At 60.2% G+C, this 24,225-nt stretch carries 21 protein-coding genes; 9 read left to right on the plus strand and 12 right to left on the minus strand.

Features of this window, described 5'->3' with window-relative positions; translation table 11 throughout:
- Window positions 1-12 precede the first annotated feature (12 nt).
- Window positions 13-1,413 (minus strand): methyl-accepting chemotaxis protein, encoded by a 1,401-nt coding sequence (locus tag AC13F2_RS01070; protein WP_196846174.1) that lies wholly within the window; start codon window positions 1,411-1,413, stop codon window positions 13-15.
- A 132-nt stretch (window positions 1,414-1,545) separates the two neighbouring features.
- Between AC13F2_RS01070 and AC13F2_RS01075 the strand changes: the two genes are divergently transcribed.
- The 3 genes from AC13F2_RS01075 (at window position 1,546) to AC13F2_RS01085 (ending at window position 4,094) form a co-directional block, all read left to right on the plus strand.
- Window positions 1,546-2,727: a vWA domain-containing protein gene (locus AC13F2_RS01075; RefSeq protein ID WP_221598439.1), complete on the plus strand. Its 1,182-nt coding sequence runs from the start codon at window positions 1,546-1,548 to the stop codon at window positions 2,725-2,727.
- Between the two features lie 71 nt (window positions 2,728-2,798).
- Window positions 2,799-3,140 (plus strand): hypothetical protein, encoded by a 342-nt coding sequence (locus AC13F2_RS01080; protein WP_482964015.1) that lies wholly within the window; start codon window positions 2,799-2,801, stop codon window positions 3,138-3,140.
- Between the two features lie 9 nt (window positions 3,141-3,149).
- Window positions 3,150-4,094, plus strand: a complete 945-nt coding sequence (locus AC13F2_RS01085; RefSeq protein WP_482964014.1) for a DUF817 domain-containing protein — start codon at window positions 3,150-3,152, stop codon at window positions 4,092-4,094.
- On the opposite strand, the gene AC13F2_RS01090 is transcribed toward AC13F2_RS01085, so the two are convergent.
- The 3 genes from AC13F2_RS01090 to AC13F2_RS01100 all read right to left on the minus strand — a co-directional run bounded on the left by AC13F2_RS01090 (window position 4,004) and on the right by AC13F2_RS01100 (window position 7,175).
- On the minus strand, window positions 4,004-5,293 hold the full coding sequence (locus AC13F2_RS01090) for a spinster family MFS transporter (RefSeq protein WP_397490703.1): 1,290 nt from the start codon (window positions 5,291-5,293) through the stop codon (window positions 4,004-4,006). The genes AC13F2_RS01085 and AC13F2_RS01090 overlap by 91 nt on opposite strands.
- 140 nt (window positions 5,294-5,433) lie before the next feature.
- Window positions 5,434-6,636, minus strand: coding sequence for an exo-beta-N-acetylmuramidase NamZ family protein (locus AC13F2_RS01095; protein WP_222828174.1), 1,203 nt, complete (start codon window positions 6,634-6,636; stop codon window positions 5,434-5,436).
- Window positions 6,633-7,175 carry a DOMON-like domain-containing protein gene (locus AC13F2_RS01100; protein WP_482964013.1) on the minus strand — a complete coding sequence of 181 codons (543 nt, stop codon included), beginning with the start codon at window positions 7,173-7,175 and terminating at the stop codon, window positions 6,633-6,635. Before AC13F2_RS01100 ends, AC13F2_RS01095 begins: the two co-directional genes overlap by 4 nt.
- 32 nt (window positions 7,176-7,207) lie before the next feature.
- Here AC13F2_RS01100 and tyrS point away from each other — a divergent pair, with 32 nt between their 5' ends.
- The 5 genes from tyrS to AC13F2_RS01125 all read left to right on the plus strand — a co-directional run bounded on the left by tyrS (window position 7,208) and on the right by AC13F2_RS01125 (window position 11,880).
- Window positions 7,208-8,437, plus strand: coding sequence for a tyrosine--tRNA ligase (gene tyrS / locus AC13F2_RS01105; protein WP_482964012.1), 1,230 nt, complete (start codon window positions 7,208-7,210; stop codon window positions 8,435-8,437).
- A 100-nt stretch (window positions 8,438-8,537) separates the two neighbouring features.
- Window positions 8,538-8,876 (plus strand): PilZ domain-containing protein, encoded by a 339-nt coding sequence (locus tag AC13F2_RS01110; RefSeq protein WP_103024975.1) that lies wholly within the window; start codon window positions 8,538-8,540, stop codon window positions 8,874-8,876.
- 63 nt (window positions 8,877-8,939) lie between these two features.
- Window positions 8,940-10,262 (plus strand): MFS transporter, encoded by a 1,323-nt coding sequence (locus AC13F2_RS01115; RefSeq protein WP_482964011.1) that lies wholly within the window; start codon window positions 8,940-8,942, stop codon window positions 10,260-10,262.
- Entirely contained in the window at window positions 10,259-11,176 is a 918-nt protein-coding gene (gene cysK / locus AC13F2_RS01120; RefSeq protein ID WP_103024973.1) for a cysteine synthase A, read from the plus strand. The genes AC13F2_RS01115 and cysK overlap by 4 nt, the downstream gene beginning before the upstream one ends.
- A complete protein-coding gene (locus AC13F2_RS01125) occupies window positions 11,173-11,880 on the plus strand; it encodes a dienelactone hydrolase family protein (protein WP_482964010.1) in 708 nt (235 codons plus the stop codon). The genes cysK and AC13F2_RS01125 overlap by 4 nt, the downstream gene beginning before the upstream one ends.
- Before the next feature lie 9 nt (window positions 11,881-11,889).
- On the opposite strand, the gene AC13F2_RS01130 is transcribed toward AC13F2_RS01125, so the two are convergent.
- From AC13F2_RS01130 to AC13F2_RS01150, 5 genes are all read right to left on the minus strand, one after another.
- Window positions 11,890-13,116 carry a GGDEF domain-containing protein gene (locus AC13F2_RS01130; protein WP_397490699.1) on the minus strand — a complete coding sequence of 409 codons (1,227 nt, stop codon included), beginning with the start codon at window positions 13,114-13,116 and terminating at the stop codon, window positions 11,890-11,892.
- 512 nt (window positions 13,117-13,628) lie between these two features.
- Window positions 13,629-15,434 (minus strand): acyl-CoA dehydrogenase C-terminal domain-containing protein, encoded by a 1,806-nt coding sequence (locus tag AC13F2_RS01135; protein ID WP_482964009.1) that lies wholly within the window; start codon window positions 15,432-15,434, stop codon window positions 13,629-13,631.
- A 49-nt stretch (window positions 15,435-15,483) separates the two neighbouring features.
- The gene (locus AC13F2_RS01140) at window positions 15,484-15,942 is read right to left on the minus strand and encodes a MerR family transcriptional regulator (protein WP_103024969.1); all 459 of its coding nucleotides are present in this window, start codon (window positions 15,940-15,942) and stop codon (window positions 15,484-15,486) included.
- 32 nt (window positions 15,943-15,974) lie between these two features.
- Window positions 15,975-16,307: a phosphoribosyl-AMP cyclohydrolase gene (gene hisI, locus AC13F2_RS01145; RefSeq protein ID WP_482964008.1), complete on the minus strand. Its 333-nt coding sequence runs from the start codon at window positions 16,305-16,307 to the stop codon at window positions 15,975-15,977.
- 394 nt (window positions 16,308-16,701) lie between these two features.
- Window positions 16,702-17,454, minus strand: a complete 753-nt coding sequence (locus AC13F2_RS01150; protein WP_482970437.1) for a double zinc ribbon domain-containing protein — start codon at window positions 17,452-17,454, stop codon at window positions 16,702-16,704.
- Between the two features lie 54 nt (window positions 17,455-17,508).
- Between AC13F2_RS01150 and AC13F2_RS01155 the strand changes: the two genes are divergently transcribed.
- Window positions 17,509-18,267, plus strand: coding sequence for a methyltransferase domain-containing protein (locus AC13F2_RS01155; RefSeq protein WP_482964007.1), 759 nt, complete (start codon window positions 17,509-17,511; stop codon window positions 18,265-18,267).
- On the opposite strand, the gene ppdK is transcribed toward AC13F2_RS01155, so the two are convergent.
- From ppdK to AC13F2_RS01170, 3 genes are read right to left on the minus strand one after another with little or no spacing between them, the layout of a single operon-like run.
- Complete coding sequence (gene ppdK / locus AC13F2_RS01160; protein ID WP_482964006.1) at window positions 18,264-20,927, minus strand: pyruvate, phosphate dikinase; 2,664 nt, start codon at window positions 20,925-20,927, stop codon at window positions 18,264-18,266. The two genes, AC13F2_RS01155 and ppdK, sit on opposite strands and share 4 nt — an antisense overlap.
- A gap of 59 nt (window positions 20,928-20,986) precedes the next feature.
- The gene (gene glyS / locus AC13F2_RS01165) at window positions 20,987-23,167 is read right to left on the minus strand and encodes a glycine--tRNA ligase subunit beta (protein ID WP_482964005.1); all 2,181 of its coding nucleotides are present in this window, start codon (window positions 23,165-23,167) and stop codon (window positions 20,987-20,989) included.
- A complete protein-coding gene (locus AC13F2_RS01170; RefSeq protein ID WP_301642805.1) occupies window positions 23,164-24,099 on the minus strand; it encodes a glycine--tRNA ligase subunit alpha in 936 nt (311 codons plus the stop codon). Before AC13F2_RS01170 ends, glyS begins: the two co-directional genes overlap by 4 nt.
- Between the last annotated feature and the right edge of the window lie 126 nt (window positions 24,100-24,225).

Consider the following 24,225-nt stretch of genomic DNA (forward strand, 5'->3'; position numbering starts at 1 on the left):
CGACCGTCGATTTTACCGGAAGCTGTAAGCCAGCTCGAAATCGCCCCAGCGTCGCCCGCCGATGTGAAGCGGCACATAGACGTTGCGCACGACCATGTAGTTCTTGCCGTCGCCTTCCTGGCGGTAGACCGCCATCGTGTAAGGATCGGTTGTCGCCTTGGCGACGTGGTCGATCCCTTCCAGAATAATGCGGCCATTGCGGCAGTATTTCGTGTCATGTGCCAGATCGCCCGTCGGCTGGCGCGAATGCGCGGTAACGTGGGTCGGAAGAAATCCGCTCATGTCTGCCTGCGAACACATGATGACGGCCCCGCCTTCGCCGCTCACACGATCGTTCAGCGGACGCCAATTGGCATCGGCCCACTCGCTCAGCGCCGTGCGGTAAAGGGGCGGATTGGTACCGGGAACCTGGCGATAGTTCCGATCGAACAGCTGATCCATCGACAGTTCGCCCGCGGCTATGGCCTGCTCGGCAAGTGCGACGATCTCCTGCGCATGTCCCTGCGCCTTCTCGACCATGGAGCTGTCCTGCGGCGATAGACCCGCTTTCACCAGTTTGTCGAACATGTCGCTGGCGATCAGTTCAAGCTCTTCCATGCGCCCATGCGCTGTCGCGAGCTTGCTTTCGTTTTCGCTGACGGCACCGTCGAAATCACCGAGCACGTCCTGAACCCGGTGAACGTGATCGGAAATCGTGGCCGTGTTGCGGGCAATCTGGTCTTGTTGTCCGTCGACCTCGAGCAGCAGTTCGGTGACGCTGCGCATCGTGTCTTCGATCGCACCGACGGAGTTCTTGGCCTGCGTGCTGGCCGCGGCACCGCTCTGGATCTTTTCGATGACCTGCTCCGCCTCGCCGCCCAGCATATCGACGGTCCGGCTGATTTCCTCAGTCGCCTTGCGCGTTTCGCTGGCTAGCGCCTTTACCTCGTTCGCGACAACGGCGAAGGTGCGTCCCTGTTCACCGGCCCGCATGGCCTCGATGGTGGCATTGAGCGCGAGGATGTTGGTCGTTTCGGCAATCTGGTCGATTTCCTGGCTGGATCGCCGCACCTGATCCATCGCCGCAGCAAAGCCGGTAACGTGCTCCGTCAGTGTTTCGACCAGGCTCAGGAGATTGCCGATCTCGTTGAGCGAGCTGCTGATAAGCGTCGTGCCGTCGTTGAGGCGTTCGATGGCGCGTTCGGAAAGCAAACGCGCTTCGTCGCTCGCCTCCAGGACTTTACTCTGGTCTTCATCGAGGGCGCGTACGGTACCCTGCAACTCGACATATTCGCTACGCAGATGGCCGAAGGAATCGATCACGCCCTGAACGATACCGGCGACATCGGAACAGCCCACGGTGACCTTCCCGCACGCTTCGGGTATCCTGTCGAGAGCCGATGCGCCCCGGGCATCGATCGCGCTAAGTTCCATGGCTGTTGTGACCCCTTTGTCCCTGTTTGCGAACCTCCTAACGAAGGGTGGTTAGCGGACGGTTAAATGGCCTCCGCGACGAGTGGCAAAGCAGGACTGGTGCGACGGATCGGCACGCGCTAGACATTACCGATGTTCTTAAATTTCGTCGACGAGCTCCGCGCTGCGGGCATCCCCGCAAGCTTCAAGGAACACCTGACGCTCATCGAGGCGTTGGATCGCGATGTCATCGAACAATCGCCCGAGGCGTTCTATTACCTCTCCCGGGCCACCTTCGTGAAGGACGAAGGCCTGCTCGACCGGTTCGACCAGGTCTTCCAGCGGGTCTTCAAAGGTGTCCTTAGCGATTACGGTCAGAACCCTGTCGACATACCCGAAGATTGGCTCAAGGCTGTGGCCGAGAAATTTCTCTCCGACGAGGAGATGGAAAAAATCAAGAGCCTGGGCGACTGGGACGAGATCATGGAGACGCTGAAGAAGCGGCTCGAAGAACAGGAAAAGCGCCACCAGGGCGGTAACAAGTGGATTGGCACGGGTGGCACCTCGCCCTTTGGCAATTCCGGTTACAACCCGGAAGGCGTGCGTATAGGCGGCGAAAGCAAGCATAAGCGCGCGCTCAAGGTGTGGGACAAGCGAGAATTCAAGAATCTCGACAACACCAAGGAACTCGGCACTCGCAACATCAAGATGGCCCTGCGCCGTCTACGCCGGTTTGCCCGTGAAGGCGCCGCCGACCAGCTGGATATCGACGCGACGATTGAAGGTACGGCAAAGCAGGGCTGGCTGGATATTCATATGCGACCCGAACGTCGCAATGCGGTGAAACTGCTCCTGTTTCTCGACGTCGGCGGATCTATGGACCCGTTCATCAAGATCACCGAGGAACTGTTCAGCGCTGCGACCAGCGAATTCAAGAATCTGGAATTCTTCTACTTCCACAATTGTCTCTACGAAGGCGTCTGGAAGGACAATCGCCGTCGCTGGCAGGAACGCACCAAGACCTGGGACCTGCTCCACAAATATGGGCATGACTACAAAGTCGTTTTCGTTGGAGACGCCGCGATGAGCCCTTATGAAATCACGCATCCCGGCGGCAGTGTGGAACATATGAACGAAGAAGCTGGTGCCACGTGGATGCAGCGCGTGGTAAACACCTACCCGGCAACCGTATGGTTGAACCCCGTGCCCGAAAAGCAATGGGGCTATTCGCAGTCGACCAAGGTGATGAAACACATCGTCAATGATCGTATGTACCCGCTAACGCTCGACGGGCTGGATGATGCGATGCGCGAACTGAGCCGCAAGCAGGGCTGACGCGGCCAAATGAACCCCATCTTGTAACTCCGTTGAATTTTGATTTACCGTGCGTGGAAAGGAGAATGTCGATGAGAGTTACATTTCTGCTTTGCGCAGCCGCCGTGTCGATAGCGGCATCTTCACCTGAAAGCGAAGCCACGCACAGCGCGCCTCGATCGGCAATGCCGGTCTTGGGAACTCTGGATATCGAGCGAGACGCGTGCGACGATCTGATTACGCAAGCGCGCCAGGACTCCGTTTTGCCCAAACTGGATCGCCAGCCTGCAACGGCTGACAAACCCTATTTCATTGCCGCAGTTGACCAGAAGATTGACGGTTGCAGCGTCATGGTAATGCACAACGACAAGGCGGATTTCCGCCCCCTGCCCTCTTCTCCGGATGGCCCAGCCCATCTTGAACCGGCGCGCTGATCTGGCCTGATGACAGCGTTGCGATCGGATGAGTTCGATCACTCACGTTTCGCTCGAATTCGCCTCAGCCTCGAACGGTTCGATCCAGGTACCGGATGGCGCCTTGGGCTGTATGAATTTCTGCTGTTTGGCATAAAGCAGGCTTGGGCGTGCCTGTTCGGCGGCCTCATGCTCGCGCTTCTTCTGGCCACGCACTTCTTCTATCCGGAAGACGCGCCGGTTCACCGCTATGATTTCCTTACGATCGCCGCAGTCGCCATTCAAGGCGGCATGCTCGCCTTTCGACTGGAAACCTGGGCGGAAGCGAAGGTGATCCTGATCTTCCACGTGGTCGGCACGGTCATGGAACTGTTCAAGACAGCCGCCGGCTCGTGGGTATATCCCGAAGCAAGCATCCTACATATCGGCTCGGTCCCGCTCTTCTCGGGGTTCATGTATGCGGCCGTCGGCAGCTATATCGCAAGGGTCTGGCGAATTTTCGATTTCCGCTACACTGGCTATCCAAAGCGTGGTTGGACGTGGTTGCTTGCCGCCGCGGTCTATGTGAATTTCTTCGCCCATCACTGGCTACCCGACATACGCCTCGCTCTCTTCGCGGCGACCATCCTACTGTTTGCACAAACGAGGGTCTATTTCCGCAACTGGCGCGAACATCGCTGGATGCCGCTCTTGCTGGGGTTTCTGCTCGTTGCCCTGTTCATCTGGGGCGCGGAGAACATCGGCACATTCGCGCGCGCCTGGACTTATCCCGGTCAGGAGAACGGTTGGCAGATGGTCAGCCTTGCCAAGCTGGGCAGCTGGTTTCTCTTGATGCTGATCAGTTTCGTCCTGGTTGAACTGGTGGCCCCGGTTCGAGAGCCGGATCAGTCCTTACGGTCGAGCTCTTCGTCCAGTCGCAGCGAGCAGCGCCAGAAGAAAAATGCGGGAACGAGCCCGAGGAATGTGGCTCCGTAAAGCACATACCTGACGCTTTCCTCTCCATACGCAGGCTGAAGCATGTCGGACAGCATACCGAAGAATAGAGGCCCAAGCCCGAGGCCGATCAGGTTCTGGAAAAAGAGCAATACTGCAGCTGCGATCGCGCGTGCCCGAAGCGGGACGAGACCCTGAACGCTCGAGTATGTGGGGCCGTAATATAGCGAGTTGCACAGCGTCGGTATGATCAGCAGGAACAGAGCCAGGAACCAGTTGTCGGTCATGAACGCCCACAGCGCGAATGGGATGGTGAGCACCATTCCCAGGGCCGGTGCGGTCAGAACATGCCTGCGGTTCTTCGCGCCGTACCGGTCGGCAATATATCCGCCCAGCATGGTGCCGGCGATACCCGCACCGCCATTGACGACGCCGAACCAGAAGCCCGTCTCTCCTGGTGTCAGGCCGTGCGTTCTCTGGAAGAAGATCGTGATCCAGGTGATTTTCCCATAGCCAAGAAACGCAGCTGCCGAACCGGCGATCACCAGAAGCACGAAAGCGCGGGAACTGAACATCGCCCTCAGCGCGTCCTTCAAGGGCATTTGTCCAGCCGATGCCTGGGCAGCTGTTTGCTTGACGAGCCCCGTCCGCCGCGGATCCTTCAGGGTGGTGAAGACGATTATCGCGAGGATCAATCCGGGCAGACCAACGATCAGGAACGCGTTTCTCCACCCCACCGCGTCTGCCAGCAACCCGCCTATGAACATCCCGAGGAGCGTGCCGACGGGAATTCCCAGGGCATAGAAGGCAAGCGCCGATGCCCGTTTGGAAGGTTCGACGAGATCGGCAATCAGGGAGTGCGCGGGGGGTGTACAGCCTGCTTCACCAACGCCCACGCCGATCCGTGCCAGCAGAAGCTGGGCGAAATTCTGCGCCAGTCCGCACAGGGCCGTCATCGCAGACCAGATCGCCAGCGCCCCGCCGATGAGCCATGGTCTGTTGGTGGTCGAACGGTCCGAGAACCGTGCAATCGGCAATCCGAGCACGGTGTAGAACAGCGCGAATGCCAGCCCGGTCATCAATCCGATCTGCGTGTCGCTCAGGCCGAGTTCCATGCGGATCGGCTCGGCGAGAATATTGACGATCTGCCGATCGATGAAATTGAAGATATAGACGATCAGCAGGATCCACAGTGTAACCCTCACCGACCCACCGGTCTGCCGTTCTGCCGACGTCGCCATTAAAACCTCTCCAGAAGTACGGGTATGCCCGTTTTGTCTGGCCAAGCTTTACTGATTACGACACTTCGTCAAGGCCGTTGATGGAAAATTGAACCGACGGTCGGGACGATAAGGCTCTCACGGGGGAGGCCACGGGAGAACTAGCTGTAGATAAGATGCGGCGCGATGGTTTGGCGCCATGCGTGCTCATCGGCGCTCGCGAGGGCATTCAGATCGTCGGGCACGGATTCGCTATCGTCGACCCATTCGCGCAAGGCCGGTCCACCATTGATGACATCGATTGCCAGCCGATCGAATTCATACTCGTAAGGGAAGTCCCGCCAGATGGGGTAATCCGGATATAAGCGCCGTATCGCTTTGAAAGCCAGCGCCTGCAGTCGCCATGGCTGGAAAGCGTGGTGATCGTAGAACGGTCCCTCGGCATGTATCATCAGGCCATTGCACAGTTTGCCGGCATGCTTGTGAAACGTCGGTTCGAACCAGCATTCGCGTATTGCGCAGCCTCGCAGCCAGACCGGTGCCAGACGCTTCATCTCGGCCAGAACCGCCTTCGCATCGATGTCGGGCGCGCCGAACAGCACTTCCAGCGGGCGGGTGGTGCCCCTGCCCTCGCTAAGCGTGGTCCCTTCCAGCATCACCGTGCCGGCATAGGCTCTTGCCATGTTCAGATTTGCGGCATTGGGGCTCGGATTGATCCAGACCCGATCTTTCGGCCAACCGTATCCCGAAGGATGCCCGGGCTTCCAGCCGATCATTTCGATCACTTTGAGGTCGACGTCGATTTTGAAATGGTCGACGAACCATTTTGCCATTTCTCCCATCGTAAGACCATGGCGCATCACCATCGGTCCGGCGCCGACGAAACTTTCCTGTCCCGGAAGAAGAAGCGTGCCCTCCACCGGGCCGCCCGCAGGGTTTGGCCGGTCCAGCACCCAGACACTCTTGCCCGCTCGCCCAGCCTCCTCGAGCATGTAGAGCAATGTCGTGACAAAGGTGTAGATGCGGCAACCCAGGTCCTGCAGATCGAACAGGAAGATATCGGCGCTCGACATCATTTGTCCGGTCGGGCGGCGAACCTCTCCGTAGAGGCTGAATACGGGGATCCCATACTGCGGATCGGTTTCGTCCGCGGTCTCGACCATGTTGTCCTGCTTGTCGCCTTTCAGACCATGCTGCGGACCGAAGGCGGAGGTGACGTTCACCCCGCGATCGATCAACGCATCGAGCGAATGATCGAGGCTCGCCGTAACCGACGCCGGATGGGCAATGAGCGAAACCCTCTGGTTCTGGAGGGGCTTGCGAAGTTCATCTTCTGCAATGAGACGATCGATGCCGAATTTCATGTCGCGCTGGGTGGCGCAAGGCGCGCAGTGAAGCAAGCGGGATCGTGAAAATCCGGCTTCGTTTCATGATGAACCAGCGCCCAATAGCTCTTATGTCCGTCCTCTTCTTCGATCACGCTCGTCAGCCCCATGGCACAGGGCGCCTGCGGCAACGCTGCGCCGGGTATTGCAGCGTCGAAAATGGCGAAGCTGCTGCCCATGCGCATCGTGCAGACGGGTTCACGCTGGACGGGTCGTTCTGCCATGCCCTCGCGTCGGGATTGGAAATCATAGGCGTTCCACCTTTCGGATGGGGAAAGGTTGAATTCGCAATAGGGTTCACCGCCTTTGGGTTGCAGAAACACTTCAAAGCAGGTTGTCTGCCACAGGCCGTCCGCCCGGCCCTTGCCCGCGAATTTCGGCACGACGAGTCTGCCCGCCCCCTCGATGCGCCAGCGCAGCCTCAGCCAGTTCGGATCGCGACCGATGACGCGTGCTTCGATGCTTGTAATGGCAAGTGGTGGATGAGCCTGATGCGGCACCAATCGATACATTTCCATGCCGCCCCTTAGCTGCTAGCGGACGCATCGTCATGAGCAACTACATATCCGATCTCCTGCGCCTGCTGAACGAGCGCGGCTACATCCATCAGGTCACCGACGCCGAAGGTCTGGACGCTTTGGCGGCCAAGGAGGTCGTGCCCGGCTACATCGGTTTCGACGCCACTGCGCCTTCTCTGCACATCGGCAGCCTCGTGCAAATCATGATGCTGCGCCGTTTGCAGCAGACCGGACACAAGCCGATTGTCCTCATGGGCGGCGGCACGACACGGATCGGCGATCCGACCGGGCGCGACGAAAGCCGCAAGATGCTGACCGACGCCACGATCAACGAGAATATCGCCGGCATCAGGACCGTCTTCGAACGACTGCTGACCTTCGGCGATGGCCCGACCGATGCCGTCATGGTCAACAATCAGGACTGGCTCGGCGGTCTGGGCTACATCGAAATGCTGCAGAAGGTCGGTACGCATTTTACCGTCAACCGGATGCTGAGCTTCGATTCGGTTCGTCTGCGCCTCGAGCGCGAACAACCAATGACCTTCCTCGAATTCAACTACATGATCCTGCAGGGGTACGACTTCCGTTACCTGTCGCAGGAAATGGGCGCGCGGCTGCAGATGGGCGGCAGCGATCAATGGGGCAACATCGTCAACGGTATGGAACTGGGCCGCCGCATGGACGGCAGCGAGCTGTTCGGCCTGACGACACCCCTGCTGACTACGGCCGATGGCGCCAAGATGGGCAAGACCGCTGCGGGCGCGGTGTGGCTCAACGAGGCACAGCTGCCGAGTTACGATTTCTGGCAGTACTGGCGCAATGTGGACGACCGGGATGTCGGCCGCTTCCTGCGGCTCTTCACCGATCTGGATCTTGGCGAGATCGCGCGGCTCGAATCGCTTGAAGGTTCGGAAATCAACCACGCGAAGACTGTACTCGCCAACGAGGTGACGCGGCTTGTTCGCGGGGACGAGGCTGCGACGCTGGCCGAACGCACCGCAACGGAAACCTTTGCCGGCGGCGGGGCCGGTGCGGACCTGCCCACTCTGGACGTGGGCGCAGACGGCATGCGCATCGGTGCCGTTCTGACCGCACTCGGCTTCACCGCTTCCAACGGCGAAGCGAAGCGCAAACTGACCGAAGGCGCAGTGAGGCTGGACGGAGAAGCGGTCGACGATCCGGCCTATCTGGTAACCATAGCCGAAGGCACGGAATCCAAGCTCAGCCTGGGCAAGAAAAAGCACGCCATAATCCGCCGTTAACCGGTACAACGCCCGATTACAGTGCTTCGGTTTACCAATTGCTAGCCTTTTACAGGCATAGAGACCCTCGATTGTTTCACGAATAAAGGGATCGTCAGCCATGAGTGCCGGAGCACAACTGAGCGTAACCGATCAGCGGCGCATGGCGCGCCATCCGGTCGACCACCCCGTCATTGCCGAACATTTCGGCAGGGGCGACGTGCGGCTGCACATTGCGAATATTTCGGCCAACGGCTTCATGGTCGACAACGCCGATGCGATCGCACGGGGCGAGCGCGTAATCGTGCGGCTCCCTGTCATCGGACGCATCGAGGCCTATTGCATCTGGACCCGCGATAACCGCGCTGGCTTCCAGTTCGAACGCATCATCCGCGTCGACGACTTTCTGGCCCTGATCGACACGCTTCAGCCAAATCCGCGCCTGCGCAAGCTGCGCTGAGCCGCAACACCTTCTTCTAGAAGAACAAGCAGGCCCGTCTTCACAACCGAAGGCGGGCCTGTCATGCGTCCGGGGGTGAACGAAACCGACACCCTTTCTCCCGAATCCTCGCCACTGCGCATCGCGAATTTCCGCGCCTATTTCGTCTCGCGACTGACGATGACGCTGGCGCAGTATGCGATGATGCTGATCATCGGCTGGCAGACCTACAACATTGCCCGTGACAGCGGTTTGGGCGTTGCGGAGGCATCCGGGCAGCTCGCGCTGATCGGCCTGCTGCAATTCGTGCCCCTGTTTCTGCTTACCCCGTTTTCGGGGTGGGCCGCCGATCATTTCGACCGGCGCAATGTCGCCCGGTTGACGATGCTTGCACAGCTTGGCTGCGCCGCCACCCTCACATGGTTCACCTGGTCCGAAACGCTTACGATCACAGCGCTCTTCGGCGTGGCGATCGTGCTCGGCATAGTGCGGGCCTTCAACGGCCCGGCCCTATCCGCGCTGGCCCCCAATCTGGTACCCAAGACGATCCTGCCCAATGCCATCGCGCTCTCCAGCATCGCGTGGCAGACGGGTATGATCGTCGGACCGGCGATCGGCGGCTACACCCACGCCATCTATCCGGCGCTTCCCTATGCGTTCGCCTGCGTCCTGTTCGGGGTCGCCATCACCGCCCTGTCCTTCATCGGCAAGGTCCCCCAGCCCCCGCGTGAAGCGAACAAGCGGCCGATCCATCAAATGGTCGAGGGCCTTCGCTACGTGGTGCATAACAAGATGGTTCTGGGCGCGATAACGCTCGACCTTTTTGCCGTCTTTCTTGCCGGGGCCACGGCGCTCTTCCCGGTCTTCGCACGCGATATCCTCCAGGTTGGCGAGACCGGCCTTGCCCAGCTAGCCATGGCACCTGCAGTAGGAGCCGCGCTGACGGCGCTCTGGTTCAGTTTCCGGCCCCTAAAGACCAATGTCGGCCCTCGGATGCTGTGGGCCGTCGGCATTTTCGGCATGGCCACGATCATATTCGGCTTTTCCAAATGGATGCCGCTCAGTCTGGCCATGCTCTTTATCGTCGGTGCCGCAGACATGTTCAGCGTCTACATCCGTCAGTCGCTGATCCAGTTGCACACGCCCGATGACAAGCGCGGCCGCGTCTCGTCCGTCAGCCTCTTGACCATCAGCGCCTCCAACGAATTCGGCGATTTCTTTTCCGGCAGCCTGGCCTTTCTCATCGGGCCGGTCTTCGCTGTCGTGGGTGGCGGGGTCGGCGCCATCGTCACCGTCGCCATCTGGGCCAGAATATTTCCCGTTTTGCGCACCACGCGGACCTTTGACCCGCCTGAGGAATTGCTAGACTCTCCCCCTGAAGAAAAACTGCAGGAGCAGATGCCATGAAAGCCGACTCCGTCCTCGCCACCATTGGCGGAACCCCACACATTCGCCTGTCGCGACTTTTCCCTGATCACGAAGTCTGGGTGAAAAGCGAACGCGCCAATCCCGGCGGCTCGATCAAGGATCGCATCGGTCTGGCGATGATCGAAGATGCGGAACAGGCGGGCAAGCTCAAGCCTGGCGGCACGATTATTGAACCGACGAGCGGCAATACCGGCATTGGACTTGCCATGGCCGCCGCGGTCAAAGGCTACAAGCTGGTTCTGGTCATGCCGGAAAGCATGAGCGTCGAACGTCGCCGACTTATGCTCGCCTACGGCGCCACCTTCGATCTCACGCCCAAGGAAGGCGGCATGAAGGGCGCTATCGAGCGTGCGCAGCAGCTTGTCGAACAGACCGATGGTGCCTGGATGCCCAGCCAGTTCGACAATGACAGCAACTGGAAGGTCCATGCACGCACGACTGCAAAGGAAATCCTCGACGATTTCAGCGACGCGCCGATCGGCGCGCTGATCACCGGTGTTGGCACGGGCGGCCATCTTACCGGCTGCGCAGAAGTGCTGAAGGACGCGTGGCCTGATATGAAGGCTTTCGCCGTCGAACCCACGCTCTCTCCCGTCATCAGCGGCGGCCAACCTGGTCCTCACCCCATTCAGGGTATCGGTGCCGGCTTCATCCCTGACAATCTGCACACGCAGGCTATCGACGGCACCATCCAGGTGGAACCGGAAGATGCGAAGGAAATGGCTCGTCAGTGTGCCGCAAAGGAAGGCTTGCTCGTCGGTATCTCCAGCGGCGCGACGCTGGCCGCCATCAAGCAGAAGCTGAACGATCTGCCCGCAGGCACCCGGGTCCTGGGGTTCAACTACGACACCGGTGAACGTTATCTCTCGGTGCCGGATTTCCTTCCCGAATGACGGAACTCAGGAAGGTCGGATATCGCGACGGTTCGGTTGATCTGACCGCACTGCATGCACACCCGCAAGATGCGATCCGCGCCGCTGTCGCGATCTATCCGACCTTCATGAACTCGACCCCGGCGGTCGAAATGAAGGCGCGGCAACTGGTCGATGCCGGCTACGCCGTTCTGATCGGCGATTTTTACGGGCCCGAAGCACCGGAAAATCCCGAAGAAGCCTTTGCCGCCATGCGGACCTTGCGTAGCGATCCGCCAGCCATGCGCCAGCGGTTGGGGGCAACGCTCGACCTCCTACGCACCTTGCACCCGGATTTACCCCATCTGGCGATAGGCTTCTGTCTGGGGGGAATGGCGGTACTGGAGATGGCGCGCGCCGGGCAGGATCTGGTTGCCGTGTGCAGCTTCCATGGGATGCTGGAAACCTCGCTTCCCGCAAACGATCCAATAAAGCCGCGCATTCTGGTGTGTCATGGCGATGCGGACTCCTTGGTTGCGCGGCCACAGGTTCTGGCCTTCTGGGAAGAGATGGACGCAATCGGAGCCGACTGGCACTTCCACAGCTATGCCGGCGTCGAACATGGCTTCACCAACCCGCTTGCGCGCGACGGGACGCCAAATCCCGCATACGATCCCAGCGCCGATCGCCAGAGCTGGGCCGCAATGCACGCGCTCTTCGACGAAGTGCTGGAATTGCGCAGTTAGCGCAGCAGATTACGCGCAGTATTTGGTGCGGCTGTCCTGCACCCGGCCATAATCGCGCCTGTCCTCTTCGGAACCGACCGCGCGCAGAATGGATGCCGCGGCGACCTTGTTGCGCCCCCCGGCTTTCGCTTCGTACAGGGCGACGTCTGATCTACGGCACAGGTCGGAAAGCTGATCGGTCATTTGCAATTCGGCCACTCCGAACGATGCCGTGACCGCTTTCTCATTGCCCAAGCGAAGGGGAAGCTTGCGCGAAATCAGCACCCTGATGTCTTCCGCTAAAGCCTGGGCCTGTGCTGCATTATGCCCCGGCAGAAGCATCGCAAATTCTTCGCCGCCCAACCGCGCGACCAGATCGCTCTGGCCGGACGATGCACTCAACAACGCGGCCAGGTCCGCGATCACCATGTCGCCCGCGGCATGGCCGAAGCTGTCATTGATCGCCTTGAACCGATCGAGGTCGATCGTGATCAGCGCCAATGGCTGACCGTTCTTTTTTGCGTGTTCGACATAAGGCTGTCCGCGCGCTTCGAAGCCGCGACGATTGAGTACGCCCGAAAGCGGGTCCGTTTCGGAGCGGACGACCATTTCCATCGTCGTGTCGCGCATGATCACCAGCAACAGGACCAATGCCAGGGCGACGAGGACAACCGCGCCCAGTGTTTGAGAAATCGCGGCGTATTCCGAACCGAGGTAACTTTGCGGATCGGGGGCATTGTTCACTCGCGCAACAATGGCGGATTTTGACAGATAGGTGAGCGCGCCCATCGCACTGACGGCCGCCAGGAGCCTGTCGAGCGCCATACGCCTTCCGGACCGGAGCACGAGCACAACGATCAGTACATGCAGCGACACATAAGGAAGTTGGTACAGGAGCGTGCGCAGGGTCGAGCCATATGGCAGGTAGAACAGGGCCGGGATCAGCCCCAGGGCGGCAACCCAGATCGTCGCCAGAGCTATCTTCGGTCGCTTCACATCGTAATGCGTTGCGACGCCCACGACCCCAAAGGTCAGTGCAGTCAGATAGACAAGATAGATCGCCACCACGCCCACCCCCGGATGGGCCAGCGAAGGCAGAAGGAACTCCAGCGCGACATCGATTACTCCGATGCCATAGGCAGCGGCGAGCCACCGCGCACCGCGAACGGTTGGATTTGTAGATGCGACCACCGCAAATGCCACCGCAAACAGCGCCGAAACGAACATGTTGATGCTGAGGATGAAAACGGCGGTCATGAGCGGAGCCAGTCGGTAACTTCCAAGTGCGAATGCTTGGTTAAACGCGCATTAGGGTTTGACGGGATTAACGACCATGCCCTTGGAAACAATTCGGTGGAATGATTGTCCGCTCTGCGCTTCGTTCGGAGCAAGGCACGTCAATCTGTGCTCCGACGTTCCGGTGATGAATAAGATCGAACTTCTGATCTGCGTTTTCTTACCGATGCTTAGCGGATCATGTTGGCCCCGTTACTCACGAGCGCAAAAGCATTTTCCTACACTGCTGCTGTTGGGTAGATGCTGGAAGCAGCTCTTTCACATCAATGAGGAAGTGACGGCGAGCCGCGCCTTTGAAATGCGTAAGTCGCATTTTCTCGCGATCGCGCTTTTAGATGTGTCGCCCATACTCAAGGAAAGGCGAAAGGTGACACACGCTTCGTCGAAAAGGTTTGTAATTCGATGATTGCAAACGGGAAATCGACCGGAGGCAGTTTTTAATTCACCCCCGGTCGGTGTCACCCGCCCTGCTGTCAGGCGGCGGTTGAGAAGGCCGCTTCGTCCAGCGCCATGAGGCTATCGGCACCGGCTTCCAGCTTGCGACGCAGCGCTCCCACGTCAGGCAGGAACCGGTCCATGTAATAGCGCGCAGTTGCCAGCTTCGCCTCATAGAACGCCTTGTCATCGGTGTCGGATGCGAGAGCTGTCTGTGCCACCTTAGCCATGCGCAGCCACATCCAGCCCAGGGTCACGATACCCATGATGTGCATGTAGTGGTGCGCGCCAGCGCCAAGATGGTTCGGGTTCTGCATGGCCTTCTGCATGAACCACATCGTCGCCGCCTGCTGTTGGCCAAGCGCTTTTTCCAGAGCTTCGGCCATTGCACCCAGATCGTCGTCGTCCTTGGCCGCTGCAATATCGTCGCCCACCGCTTTGAAATATGCCTGGATGGCTGCCCCGCCCTTCTGCGCGAGCTTCCGGCCGCACAGATCCATCGCCTGCACGCCGTTGGTGCCTTCGTAGATCTGGGCGATCCTCGCATCACGCACGAACTGGCTCATGCCCCATTCCTCGATATAGCCGTGGCCACCGAAGACCTGCTGCATGTTGGTCGCAACCTCATAGCCCTTGTCGGTGCCATATCCCTTGATGACGGGGGTCAGCAGACCGATCATCGCATCGGCTTCGGCGCGTTCCTCTTCGGTCTGCGCCTTGTGAGTCAGGTCGACGAGCAACGCCCCCCACAGCGACAGGGCGCGCATGCCTTCGGTGAAGGCCTTGGCATCCATCAGCATCCGGCGAACGTCGGGATGGACGAAGATCGGGTCGGCTTGGGCTTCCGGCTCGGCGGGGCCGGTCAGTGCGCGGCCCTGACGCCGGTCGAGAGCGTAGGCGACAGCGTTCTGATATGCGACTTCAGCCTGGCTGAGACCTTGCATGCCGACGCCGAGGCGCGCTGCGTTCATCATGATGAACATTGCTGCGAGGCCCTTGTTCTCTTCACCGACAAGCCATCCCGTGGCGCCGTCGTAGTTGAGGACGCAGGTGGAATTGGCGTGAATACCCATCTTGTGTTCGATCGAACCGCACATCACGCCATTGCGTTCGCCCACCGAACCGTCCTCGTTCACCAGGAACTTGGGCACCACGAACAGCGAGATACCCTTCGTGCTGTCAGGCGCTCCCGGGGTCTTCGCCAGAACCAGATGGATGATGTTGTCCGAAAGGTCATGCTCGCCGGCAGAAATGAAGATCTTGGTGCCGGTAATCGAGTAGCTGCCATCGCCCTTCGGCTCCGCCTTGGTGCGGATCATGCCGAGATCGGTGCCGCACTGCGGTTCGGTCAGGTTCATGGTGCCGGTCCATTCGCCGGACACCATCTTGGGCAGATACATTTCCTTCTGTTCCTGAGTGCCCTTGGCGATCAGTGCAGAAATGGCGCCATTGGTCAGGCCCGGATACATACCGAATGCCTGGTTGGCGCTGGAAATGAATTCTTCCATCACGAAGCCGAGCACATGCGGCAAGCCCTGTCCGCCAAACTCCTCAGGCTGCGCCAGCGTCCCCCATCCCGCTTCGCGAAACTGGTTGAAGGCTTCCTTGAAACCTTTCGGAGTGGTGACGGAACCGTCTTCGTGACGCGTACATCCTTCCTGATCGCCCGACTGGTTTATGGGCGCCAATACCTTGGCACAGAACTTGCCGCCTTCGGTGATCACGGCATCGGTGACATCCGGGCTTGCCATCTCGAAGCCCGGCAGGTTGCCGTAGCTGGCAAGATCGAGCAGTTCATTGACAAGGAAGCGGGTGTCGCGGGTCGGCGCGGTATATGTGGGCATCTGCGTGTCCTTGGTTTGAGCCTGGCCGGCATGGCGCCGGGTGGTGAAATCAATCGCGGTCGAGTGTTTCGATATGTTCGATGAAGTCGGATAGTTCGCTGATCGCGCTGTCGATATCGTCGCGCTGTTCCTTCAGCTTGGCGACATGGGTCCTGCACTTCTCGATCGTGACGCGCCGTTGTTCGACACGCCCGTCACCCAGATCGTAGAGGTCGATCATCTCGCGGATCTCGACGAGCGAGAAGCCGACGTTCTTGGCCCGCATGATCCATGCGAGTCGCGCGCGGTCCCGTTTCGAATAGATGCGGGTCAGCCCGATACGCGACGGCGCGATAAGGCCCTCGTCCTCGTAGAAGCGGAGCGCCCGCGCCGTGCAACCGAATTCGCTGGTAAGATCGGATATCGAGTATTGTTCGCGACCCAATTCGTCGGGTCGTTCGATATGGGCGCCGGCGTGGCGGCGATCGCCAGTCGCGGCGGTGACATCCTTGGGAAGCGGCTGGTTCATGCCCTTCCAATAATCCAACGTTTACGTAAGCGTCAAGTCTTGACGGGTTCGAGAGCGTCATCCTGCAATACGCGGTAGAAGCAGCTACGGGCTCCGGTATGGCAAGTCGGCCCCGCCGGTGTGCAAGACAGAACAAGCGCATCCTGATCACAGTCCACCAGTATCTCATGGACCTTGAGTATATTGCCGGAGCTTTCACCCTTCTTCCACAATTTGCCGCGCGAGCGGGAATGGAAGTGGGCGACCCCCGTCTCTCGCGTCGCATTCAGCGCTTCGGCATCCATGAAGGCTACCATGAGCACGTCGCGAGTCTCGTGGTGAACCACCACGGCACTGAGGAGGCCCTTGTCGTCGAACTTCGGCATAAAGGACCGTCCAGCTTCGCGCTCGGATCGATCTGACATGGTAGAACCTTTCAAATTGTACACCTGCGACATGCTTGTTGCACGATAACCACAAAGTCGACCCAAAATCACACACTCTTGCAGAAGTGTGTTTGAAGTCAGGCGTTTTTGAGGAACAAAAGGGTCAGCAGGCACGTGAGGCCTGCCCACCGGAGCAGCGGTGCCAGTAGAGCGCCAGGTTCAGGGGGTTAACGGATCCGCAGCCGCGATGAGGGTATGCGCGGCGCATCCGGAAACGATGAGGGATGGACCCAAGGTGCATGCTGGGGGGCTGCACCCGCGCCGCAAGGCAGGTCCGGTTATATTCGTCACGTGGCGCCCGGGATCGCAAGATCCCGGGCGTTTCCGTTATGGGTCAGCTTCGTATGGCCTCGTCGAGAACGCGCGAAAAACACGCGATCATCACCCTCTTCGCGCCAGCAGCTTTTAAGGCCTTCACACAAGCCGCGCTCGTCGCACCGCTGGTCAAAACATCGTCGACCAGCACGATTTCAGCACCATTCAAAACTCGTGCGCGCTTGGGATTGATTTTCACGGCCCCGGACAGAGCCTTTGCCCTGGCCTTTCTTCCGAGACCACCAAGGCTTGGCGTGGGTTTGGTTCGAATCAATCCATCCACGCACAGGGTTCCATGTCCCATGCGGCTGAGCTGCCGTCCGAGCAACGCTGCCTGATTATAGCCCCTGTGCCACAACCTTCCGCGGTGAAGCGGAACGGGAACGATAAGCCTGAGGCCGTCTGCTCGCGGAAGCCGGGCGGCGATCAGTTTTGCAAGCATCGGCGCTAGCGCGATCCGCCGTCCGTGCTTGAACGCGAGAACGAGCTTTCGCGACGTGTCGGTATAGAGCGTTCCCGCGGCGATCCCGTCGTGTTTCGGTGGATCGGCAAGGCAGGGTGCGCAGATAGCGCCATCGGTCGGACCGTTTTCGCCGAATGGGCGCTGGCACGAAGAGCACCACGGCTCCGATGGAATGACTAAATCATCCCAGCAGGTCATGCACAAACCGCCCTGCTCGCCCACTCCCCCGCCGCACACCGGACAACGGGGCGGATACACGAAGTTGAGCACGGGCGCGAAGCTGGTCGCGAGAAGGCGGCTTGTCGACACCTTCCCTTGCTGCCCGCCTTGCGCGCACCTGGCAAGCGCGGCAGGGATCGAGACATGAATTCCTCCACGCCCCCCCGGATATTCTCTCGCGAGCGTCGTATTGCGGGCTTGCGCCGTGCCCGGGTGAGGCAGGCTCATCGCGATGCGGCGCGTTACATCATGGACGATATGGTCGAGGATATTCTCGACCGGCTCGAATTTATCCGCATGTCGCCTGAACGTGTCTTGGTAATCGGCGACTGGACTGGAACTCTGGCGCTGTCGCTGCGAGGCGCTGGTTCGAACGTCGTCGAGCATGACGTTGCCACTCTCGACGAAGAGCGACCGATCAAGGGCGAACCGTTCGATCTGATCGTCAGCCTTTCTTCGGTTGACCGCGTCAACGACCTTCCAGGCGCTCTTCGGCATATGCGCAACGCCTTGGCGGATGATGGCCTGATGATGGCCAGCTTCCTTGGGGCCGGGAGCCTTCCCAACTTGCGGCGCGCCATGATCGCGAGTGAACCGGACAGGCCCACGGCGCGGATGCATCCGCTGGTCGACAATCAGGCGGCCTCTGCCCTTCTCCAACGCGCATTGTTCAAACGGCAGGTGGTCGACAGTCGGCGCCTGACCGTATCCTTCGCCTCGCTTGACCGGCTCGTGTCCGACCTTCGCGATCAGGGATTGGGCAGCACGCTAGCCAATGTGCCTCCAGCGCTTGGGAAAAGGGCGAAGACGAGAGCGGACAACGCGTTCATGACCGCTGCCAACGACAAGGGCCGTGTGCTCGAAACTTTCGAAATACTGACGCTTACAGGCTGGAAAGACTAACGAAGGCTGGCTTGCGCAGCGGCCAGACGCGCAATCGGTACGCGGTAGGGGGACGCACTCACGTAATCCAGACCGGTACGATCGCAGAAGGCTATACTTGCCGGATCGCCGCCATGTTCGCCGCAAATACCCAGCTTCAGTCCTTCGCGCGTGGCCCTGCCCCGCTCTACCGCGAGTTCGACCAGTTGCCCGACGCCGTCGACATCGAGGCTGACGAACGGATCACGCGCAAAAATGCCTTTGTCGACGTAGGTTGTGAGGAATCGTCCGGCATCGTCGCGGCTGACCCCGAGCGTGGTCTGGGTGAGGTCATTGGTCCCGAAACTGAAAAATTCGCCGACTTCGGCTATCTCGCCCGCCATCAGGGCAGCGCGAGGCAGTTCGATCATCGTGCCGACGAGGTATTCGAGCGTCGTTCCGGTATCGGCAAACACTTCGGTCGCGACCCTGTCGACGACAGCTTTGAGCAATTCGAGTTCGCGCCGCGTGGCGACTAGCGGGATCATGATTTCAGGGACAGGTGCGTCCCCGCTGTCCCTGGCGACCTGACAGGCGGCTTCGAAGATCGCGCGTGCCTGCATTTCGTAGATTTCGGGATAGGTGATCCCCAGGCGGCAACCGCGGTGGCCGAGCATGGGGTTGAATTCGTGCAATTCGCCAGCGCGCCGGCGCAGCTTCTCGATCGGCACTCCAGTTGCTTCGGCCAGTTCCTCGAACTCGGTATCGCCGTGCGGCAGGAATTCGTGCAGCGGCGGGTCGAGCAAGCGGATAGTGCATGGCAGACCCGCCATCACTTCAAAGATGGTCACGAAGTCGCTGCGCTGTTCCGGCAGCAGCTTGTCGAGCGCGGCACGGCGGCCCTTTTCGGTATCGGCCAGGATCATTTCACGCACGGCGCTGATCCGGCCGGCATCGAAGAACATGTGCTCGGTCCGGCAAAGGCCGATGCCTTCGGCGCCGAACTGGCGCGCCATGCGGCATTCGGTTTCGGTTTCGGCATTGGTGCGCACGCGCATGCGGCGGTGCCTGTCGGCCCATTCCATCAAGGTACCGAAATCGCCAGCGAGTTCGGGTTCGATGGTCGCGACCTCGCCCGCCATGACCTGACCATTCGCGCCGTCGATGGTAATGATATCGCCTTCGGAAAGTTCGCGATCACCAATGCTCAGCGTGCGCCCTTCCCGTGCGATCGAGACCTGCGAAGCGCCCGATACGCAAGGACGACCCATTCCACGTGCAACCACGGCCGCATGGCTGGTCATCCCGCCGCGCGCCGTCAAAATCCCGGTTGCAGCGTGCATTCCGTGAATATCTTCCGGCGAGGTTTCAACACGAACCAGAATGACCTTCTCGCCACGATTTGCCCAAACTTCGGCCGTATCCGCATCGAGAACGATCTTGCCGCTTGCGGCACCCGGCGATGCAGGAAGGCCGGTTGTCAAAACATCACGCGGAGCATCGGGATCGAGCGTTGGGTGCAGCAATTGGTCGAGTGCCATCGGATCAACGCGCAGGATGGCGGTTTTCTCGTCAATCAGCCCTTCGGCCACCATGTCGACGGCCATCTTCAGCGCGGCCTTTGCCGTCCGCTTGCCGTTGCGCGTCTGGAGAAGCCAGAGCTTGCCCTGCTGCACGGTGAACTCGATATCCTGCATGTCGGTGTAATGCCGTTCCAGCAGATCGAACAGATGTGACAGTTCGGCAAACGCTTCGGGCATGGCTTCTTCCATGCTCGGTTTGTCTGCCCCGGCAGCTTCACGGCGGGCCCTGGTGAGATATTGCGGTGTGCGGATGCCCGCGACCACATCTTCGCCCTGCGCATTGACCAGCCATTCGCCGTAATAAGCCTTTTCACCGGTCGACGGATCGCGCGTGAACGCAACCCCGGTAGCGCTGGTATCGCCCATGTTGCCGAATACCATCGCCTGCACGTTCACCGCAGTGCCCATGTCATGCGGAATATCGTTCAGGCGGCGATAGACCTTGGCGCGCTCGGTATCCCAGCTGTCGAAGACGGCGCTGATGGCGCCCCAGAGCTGTTCGACAGGATCCTGAGGGAAAGGAGAGCCGAGTTCTTCTTCGACAATGGACTTGTATTGCGCAACGAGCGTCTTCCACTCGTCGGCGGAAAGCTCGGTATCCGCGTAATAACCGTTGTCTTCCTTGGCGATTTCCAGCGCTTCTTCGAACAGGCCGTGATCAACCCCGAGGACCACATCACCGTACATCTGGACGAAGCGGCGGTAGCTGTCCCAAGCGAAACGTTCATCGCCGGACGTCCTGGCAAGGCCTTCGACCGTCTCGTCGTTCAGGCCGAGGTTGAGCACGGTGTCCATCATGCCCGGCATGGAAATGGCCGCGCCCGACCGGACAGACACGAGCAGCGGATCGGCAGCATTGCCAAATCCCTTGCCCACCGTTTCTTCGACGTGGCGAAGTGCATCCGCGACGTCCGTCCGCAACTTTTCGGAAAAGTCCGAACCGCCTGCGAGATATTCGAGGCATTCTTCGGTCGCGATGGTGAAGCCGGGGGGAACCGGCAGGCCGATGCTGGCCATCTCGGCCAGGTTCGCACCCTTGCCGCCCGTGACGGTCTTGTCCTTCTGTCGTGCATTCGAATGCGGAGCGCTGCCGCCGAAGGTGAAGACCGTATCGTTCATTTTAATCCCTGCTTATCCGAGACATGGACCGCCTGTTACACGGTCCAAGGGGGAAAAAGTCATCCCTCGATGCGAGAGAAATCTGCCACTTGGTGCACTGCAGCGCGAAAACGCGCAAGCAGGTCGAGCCGATGGGCGCGCTTGTTTTCTTCATCCGCGTTTACCGTCACTTCATCGAAGAAGCGATCGATCGGTGCGCGCAGAGAAGCAAGTGCAGCCATTGCGCCGGAGAAGTCTTCCGCATCAATGGCTAGTGTAGCTGCAGGTTCCGATGATTCCAGCGCGTCCATAAGAGCCTTTTCGGCCGGTTCCGGAGTGTAGGAAAGCTCTTTTGCATGGCGCTCATTCATCTTGGCCTGGATCACGGCTTTCATGTCGGGATCGTCGACAAGCGCAAGAGGATCTTCTTCGCCTGTGCGGGCGATTTCGCCTTCGCTGCCGTGCCAGTCTTCCTTCTTGAGGATGTTGGCGGCGCGCTTGAAACCGGCGAGGAGGTTGGCGCCGTCTTCGGTTTCCATGAAGGACTGGAGGGCTTTTACACGCGCGAGCAGGCGGACGAGATCGTCCTCCCCGCCAAGCGCGAAGACCGCATCGATGAGATCGTGGCGAACGCCTGCCTCGCGTTGCTGGACCTTGAGGCGGTCAGCAAGGAAATCCTCAAAATGGTTCGCGCTCAGCGCGTTAAAGACCTGGCTGTCATCGTTACTTTCCAACCGCGCTTGCGCTTCTAGAAATGCGTCGGAGAGCGAAAGGCGAAGATTATTCGCTGTAACCAGACGGATAACTGCTAGGATGGCGCGCCGCAGCGCGAATGGGTCTTTAGAGCCTGTCGGGCGCTCGTCGATGAGGAAGAACCCGGCCAAGGTGTCTAATTTATCCGCTAACGAAACCGCAACGGTCACCGGTGCAGTTGGGACATCGTCGCCCTGCCCGACCGGCTTGTAATGGTCGCGGATCGCGTCGGCGACTTCGTCCGGAAGACCCTCGGCGCGCGCGTAGTAGCCGCCCATCAGGCCCTGCAGTTCGGGAAACTCGCCGACCATCTCGGTGACGAGATCGGCCTTGGCGAGGCGTGCGGCCTGTTCGGCCATGTCCGGATCCGCATCCTTGACGATGCCTTCCTCGACCAGCCATTCAGCCAGCTTCGCCACGCGCTCCACCTTGTCGGCGACGGTTCCCAGCTTCTCGTGGAAGGTGATCCGCTCCAGACCCTTCGCGTGCTCGGCGAGGGTCTTCTTGCGGTCGACGTCCCAGAAGAAACGGGCGTCGGACAGGCGGGCGGCGAGGACCTTGCGGTTGCCGTCGACCACGCGTGCGCCGCCATCTTCGGCCTCGATATTGGCGGTGCAGATGAAGGCGTTGGCGAGCTCGCCCTTGTCGTCTTCGCAGACGAAATACTTCTGGTTCACACGTGCGGTGAGCTGGATCGTCTCGGGCGGCACCTCGAGAAAATCTTCCTCGAACCGGCCGAGCAGTGGAACGGGCCATTCGGTGAGACCGGCGTTTTCGATCACCAGCCCCTCGTCCTCGACCAGCTTGAGGCCGGCTTCCGAAGCAACCTTGGCTGCGCCCGAACGGATCAGGTCCTGCCGTTCCTCCTGATCGACGATCACATGCGCGGCTCGCAGTTTCACCGCATAATCTTCAGCATTGCCGATGGTGATGTCGCCGGAATGGTGGAAGCGGTGGCCGAGCGTGACCGCGCTCGAGGTGACGCCATGCACCTCGCAATCGACCACATCGTCGCCCAGCAGCGCAACGATGCCGGAAAGCGGGCGCACCCAGCGCAGGCTTTCGGTGCTGATCGAGGCGGCACCCCAGCGCATCGATTTGGGCCAGCTGAAATCGCGAACGATCACGGGGATCGCATCGGCGAGCAGGTCCTTGGTGGCGCGGCCGGGCACGTTCTTGATGGCGAAATAGGTCTCGCGGCCCTTCACCTCGCGAACCTCGAGGTCGGCCTTTTCGATCCCTGCCTTGCGACAGAAACCTTCGAGCGCCTGATCGGGCGCGCCGACCGGCGGGCCCTTCAGTTCTTCGCTCACCGCCTCGGTTGTCTCGGGAAGACCGCGGGCAATCAATGCGAGACGGCGCGGGGTCGACCACACAGTGATCTCACCTGCGGAAATGCCCGCCGCGTCCAGCTCGCGCCGGAACAGCTTTTCCAGTTCGGCGCGCCCGCCCGCCTGCATGCGGGCGGGGATCTCTTCGCTGCGCAGTTCGAGGAGAAAGTCGCTCATTTCGACCACTCCGGATATTTCTCTGCCCAGACGGGTGCTTCCTTCGCCATGTGCGCTTCGCAAGACCCGCGCGCGAGATCACGGACGCGGCCCATATAGCTGGCCCGTTCCTGCACACTGATCACACCGCGCGCCTGCAACAGGTTGAAGATGTGGCTCGCCTCCACGGCCTGTTCGTAAGCGGCGATCGGCACTTCATTCGCGAGCGCGTTTTTGCATTCCGCTTCGGCCTTGTTGAACAGGTCGAACAGAGCATCGGTCTCGGCGACCTCGAAGTTCCATTTCGACATCTGCTTCTCGTTCTCGAGAAACACGTCGCCGTACGTCACGAGTCTTTCGCGTCCTACCGCTTCGCTACTTGAGGACGTGCCCCCATTGAAGTTGAGATCATAGACGTTGTCGACGCCCTGGATGTACATGGCGAGCCGTTCGAGCCCGTAGGTCAGTTCGCCCGCCACCGGCTTGCAATCGAAGCCGCCCATCTGCTGGAAATAGGTGAACTGGGTGACTTCCATCCCGTCGCACCAGACCTCCCAGCCCAGCCCCCATGCGCCCAGCGTCGGGCTCTCCCAGTCGTCCTCGACGAAACGGATGTCGTGTTTCAGCGGATCGATGCCGATCACTTCAAGGCTCTTGAGATAGAGGTCCTGGATATCGGGCGGGCTCGGCTTCAGGATCACCTGATACTGGTAATAATGCTGCAGCCGGTTCGGATTCTCACCATAACGACCGTCGGTCGGGCGGCGGCAGGGCTGTACGAAGGCGGCGTTCCACGGTTCGGGCCCCAGCGCGCGCAAGGTGGTCGCGGTGTGGAAGGTCCCGGCACCCATGCGCATGTCGTAGGGCTGGAGGATGAGGCACCCCTGTGCACTCCAGAAATCGTGGAGGGCGAGGATCATGTCCTGAAAGGAATTCTGCGGATTGCGGTCCATGGCGCGGGGCAATGGCGCAAGCGCGAAAATGCGTCAATGCCACAGCGTCGCGCCTTCGGTACCTTTCCCGTGCAGGTCGCTTTGCAACTGGCCGTGCCGCCCGCTATCCCTGTGTCAATCAACAGG

Source organism: Qipengyuania sp. L-5Y (assembly GCF_056859455.1).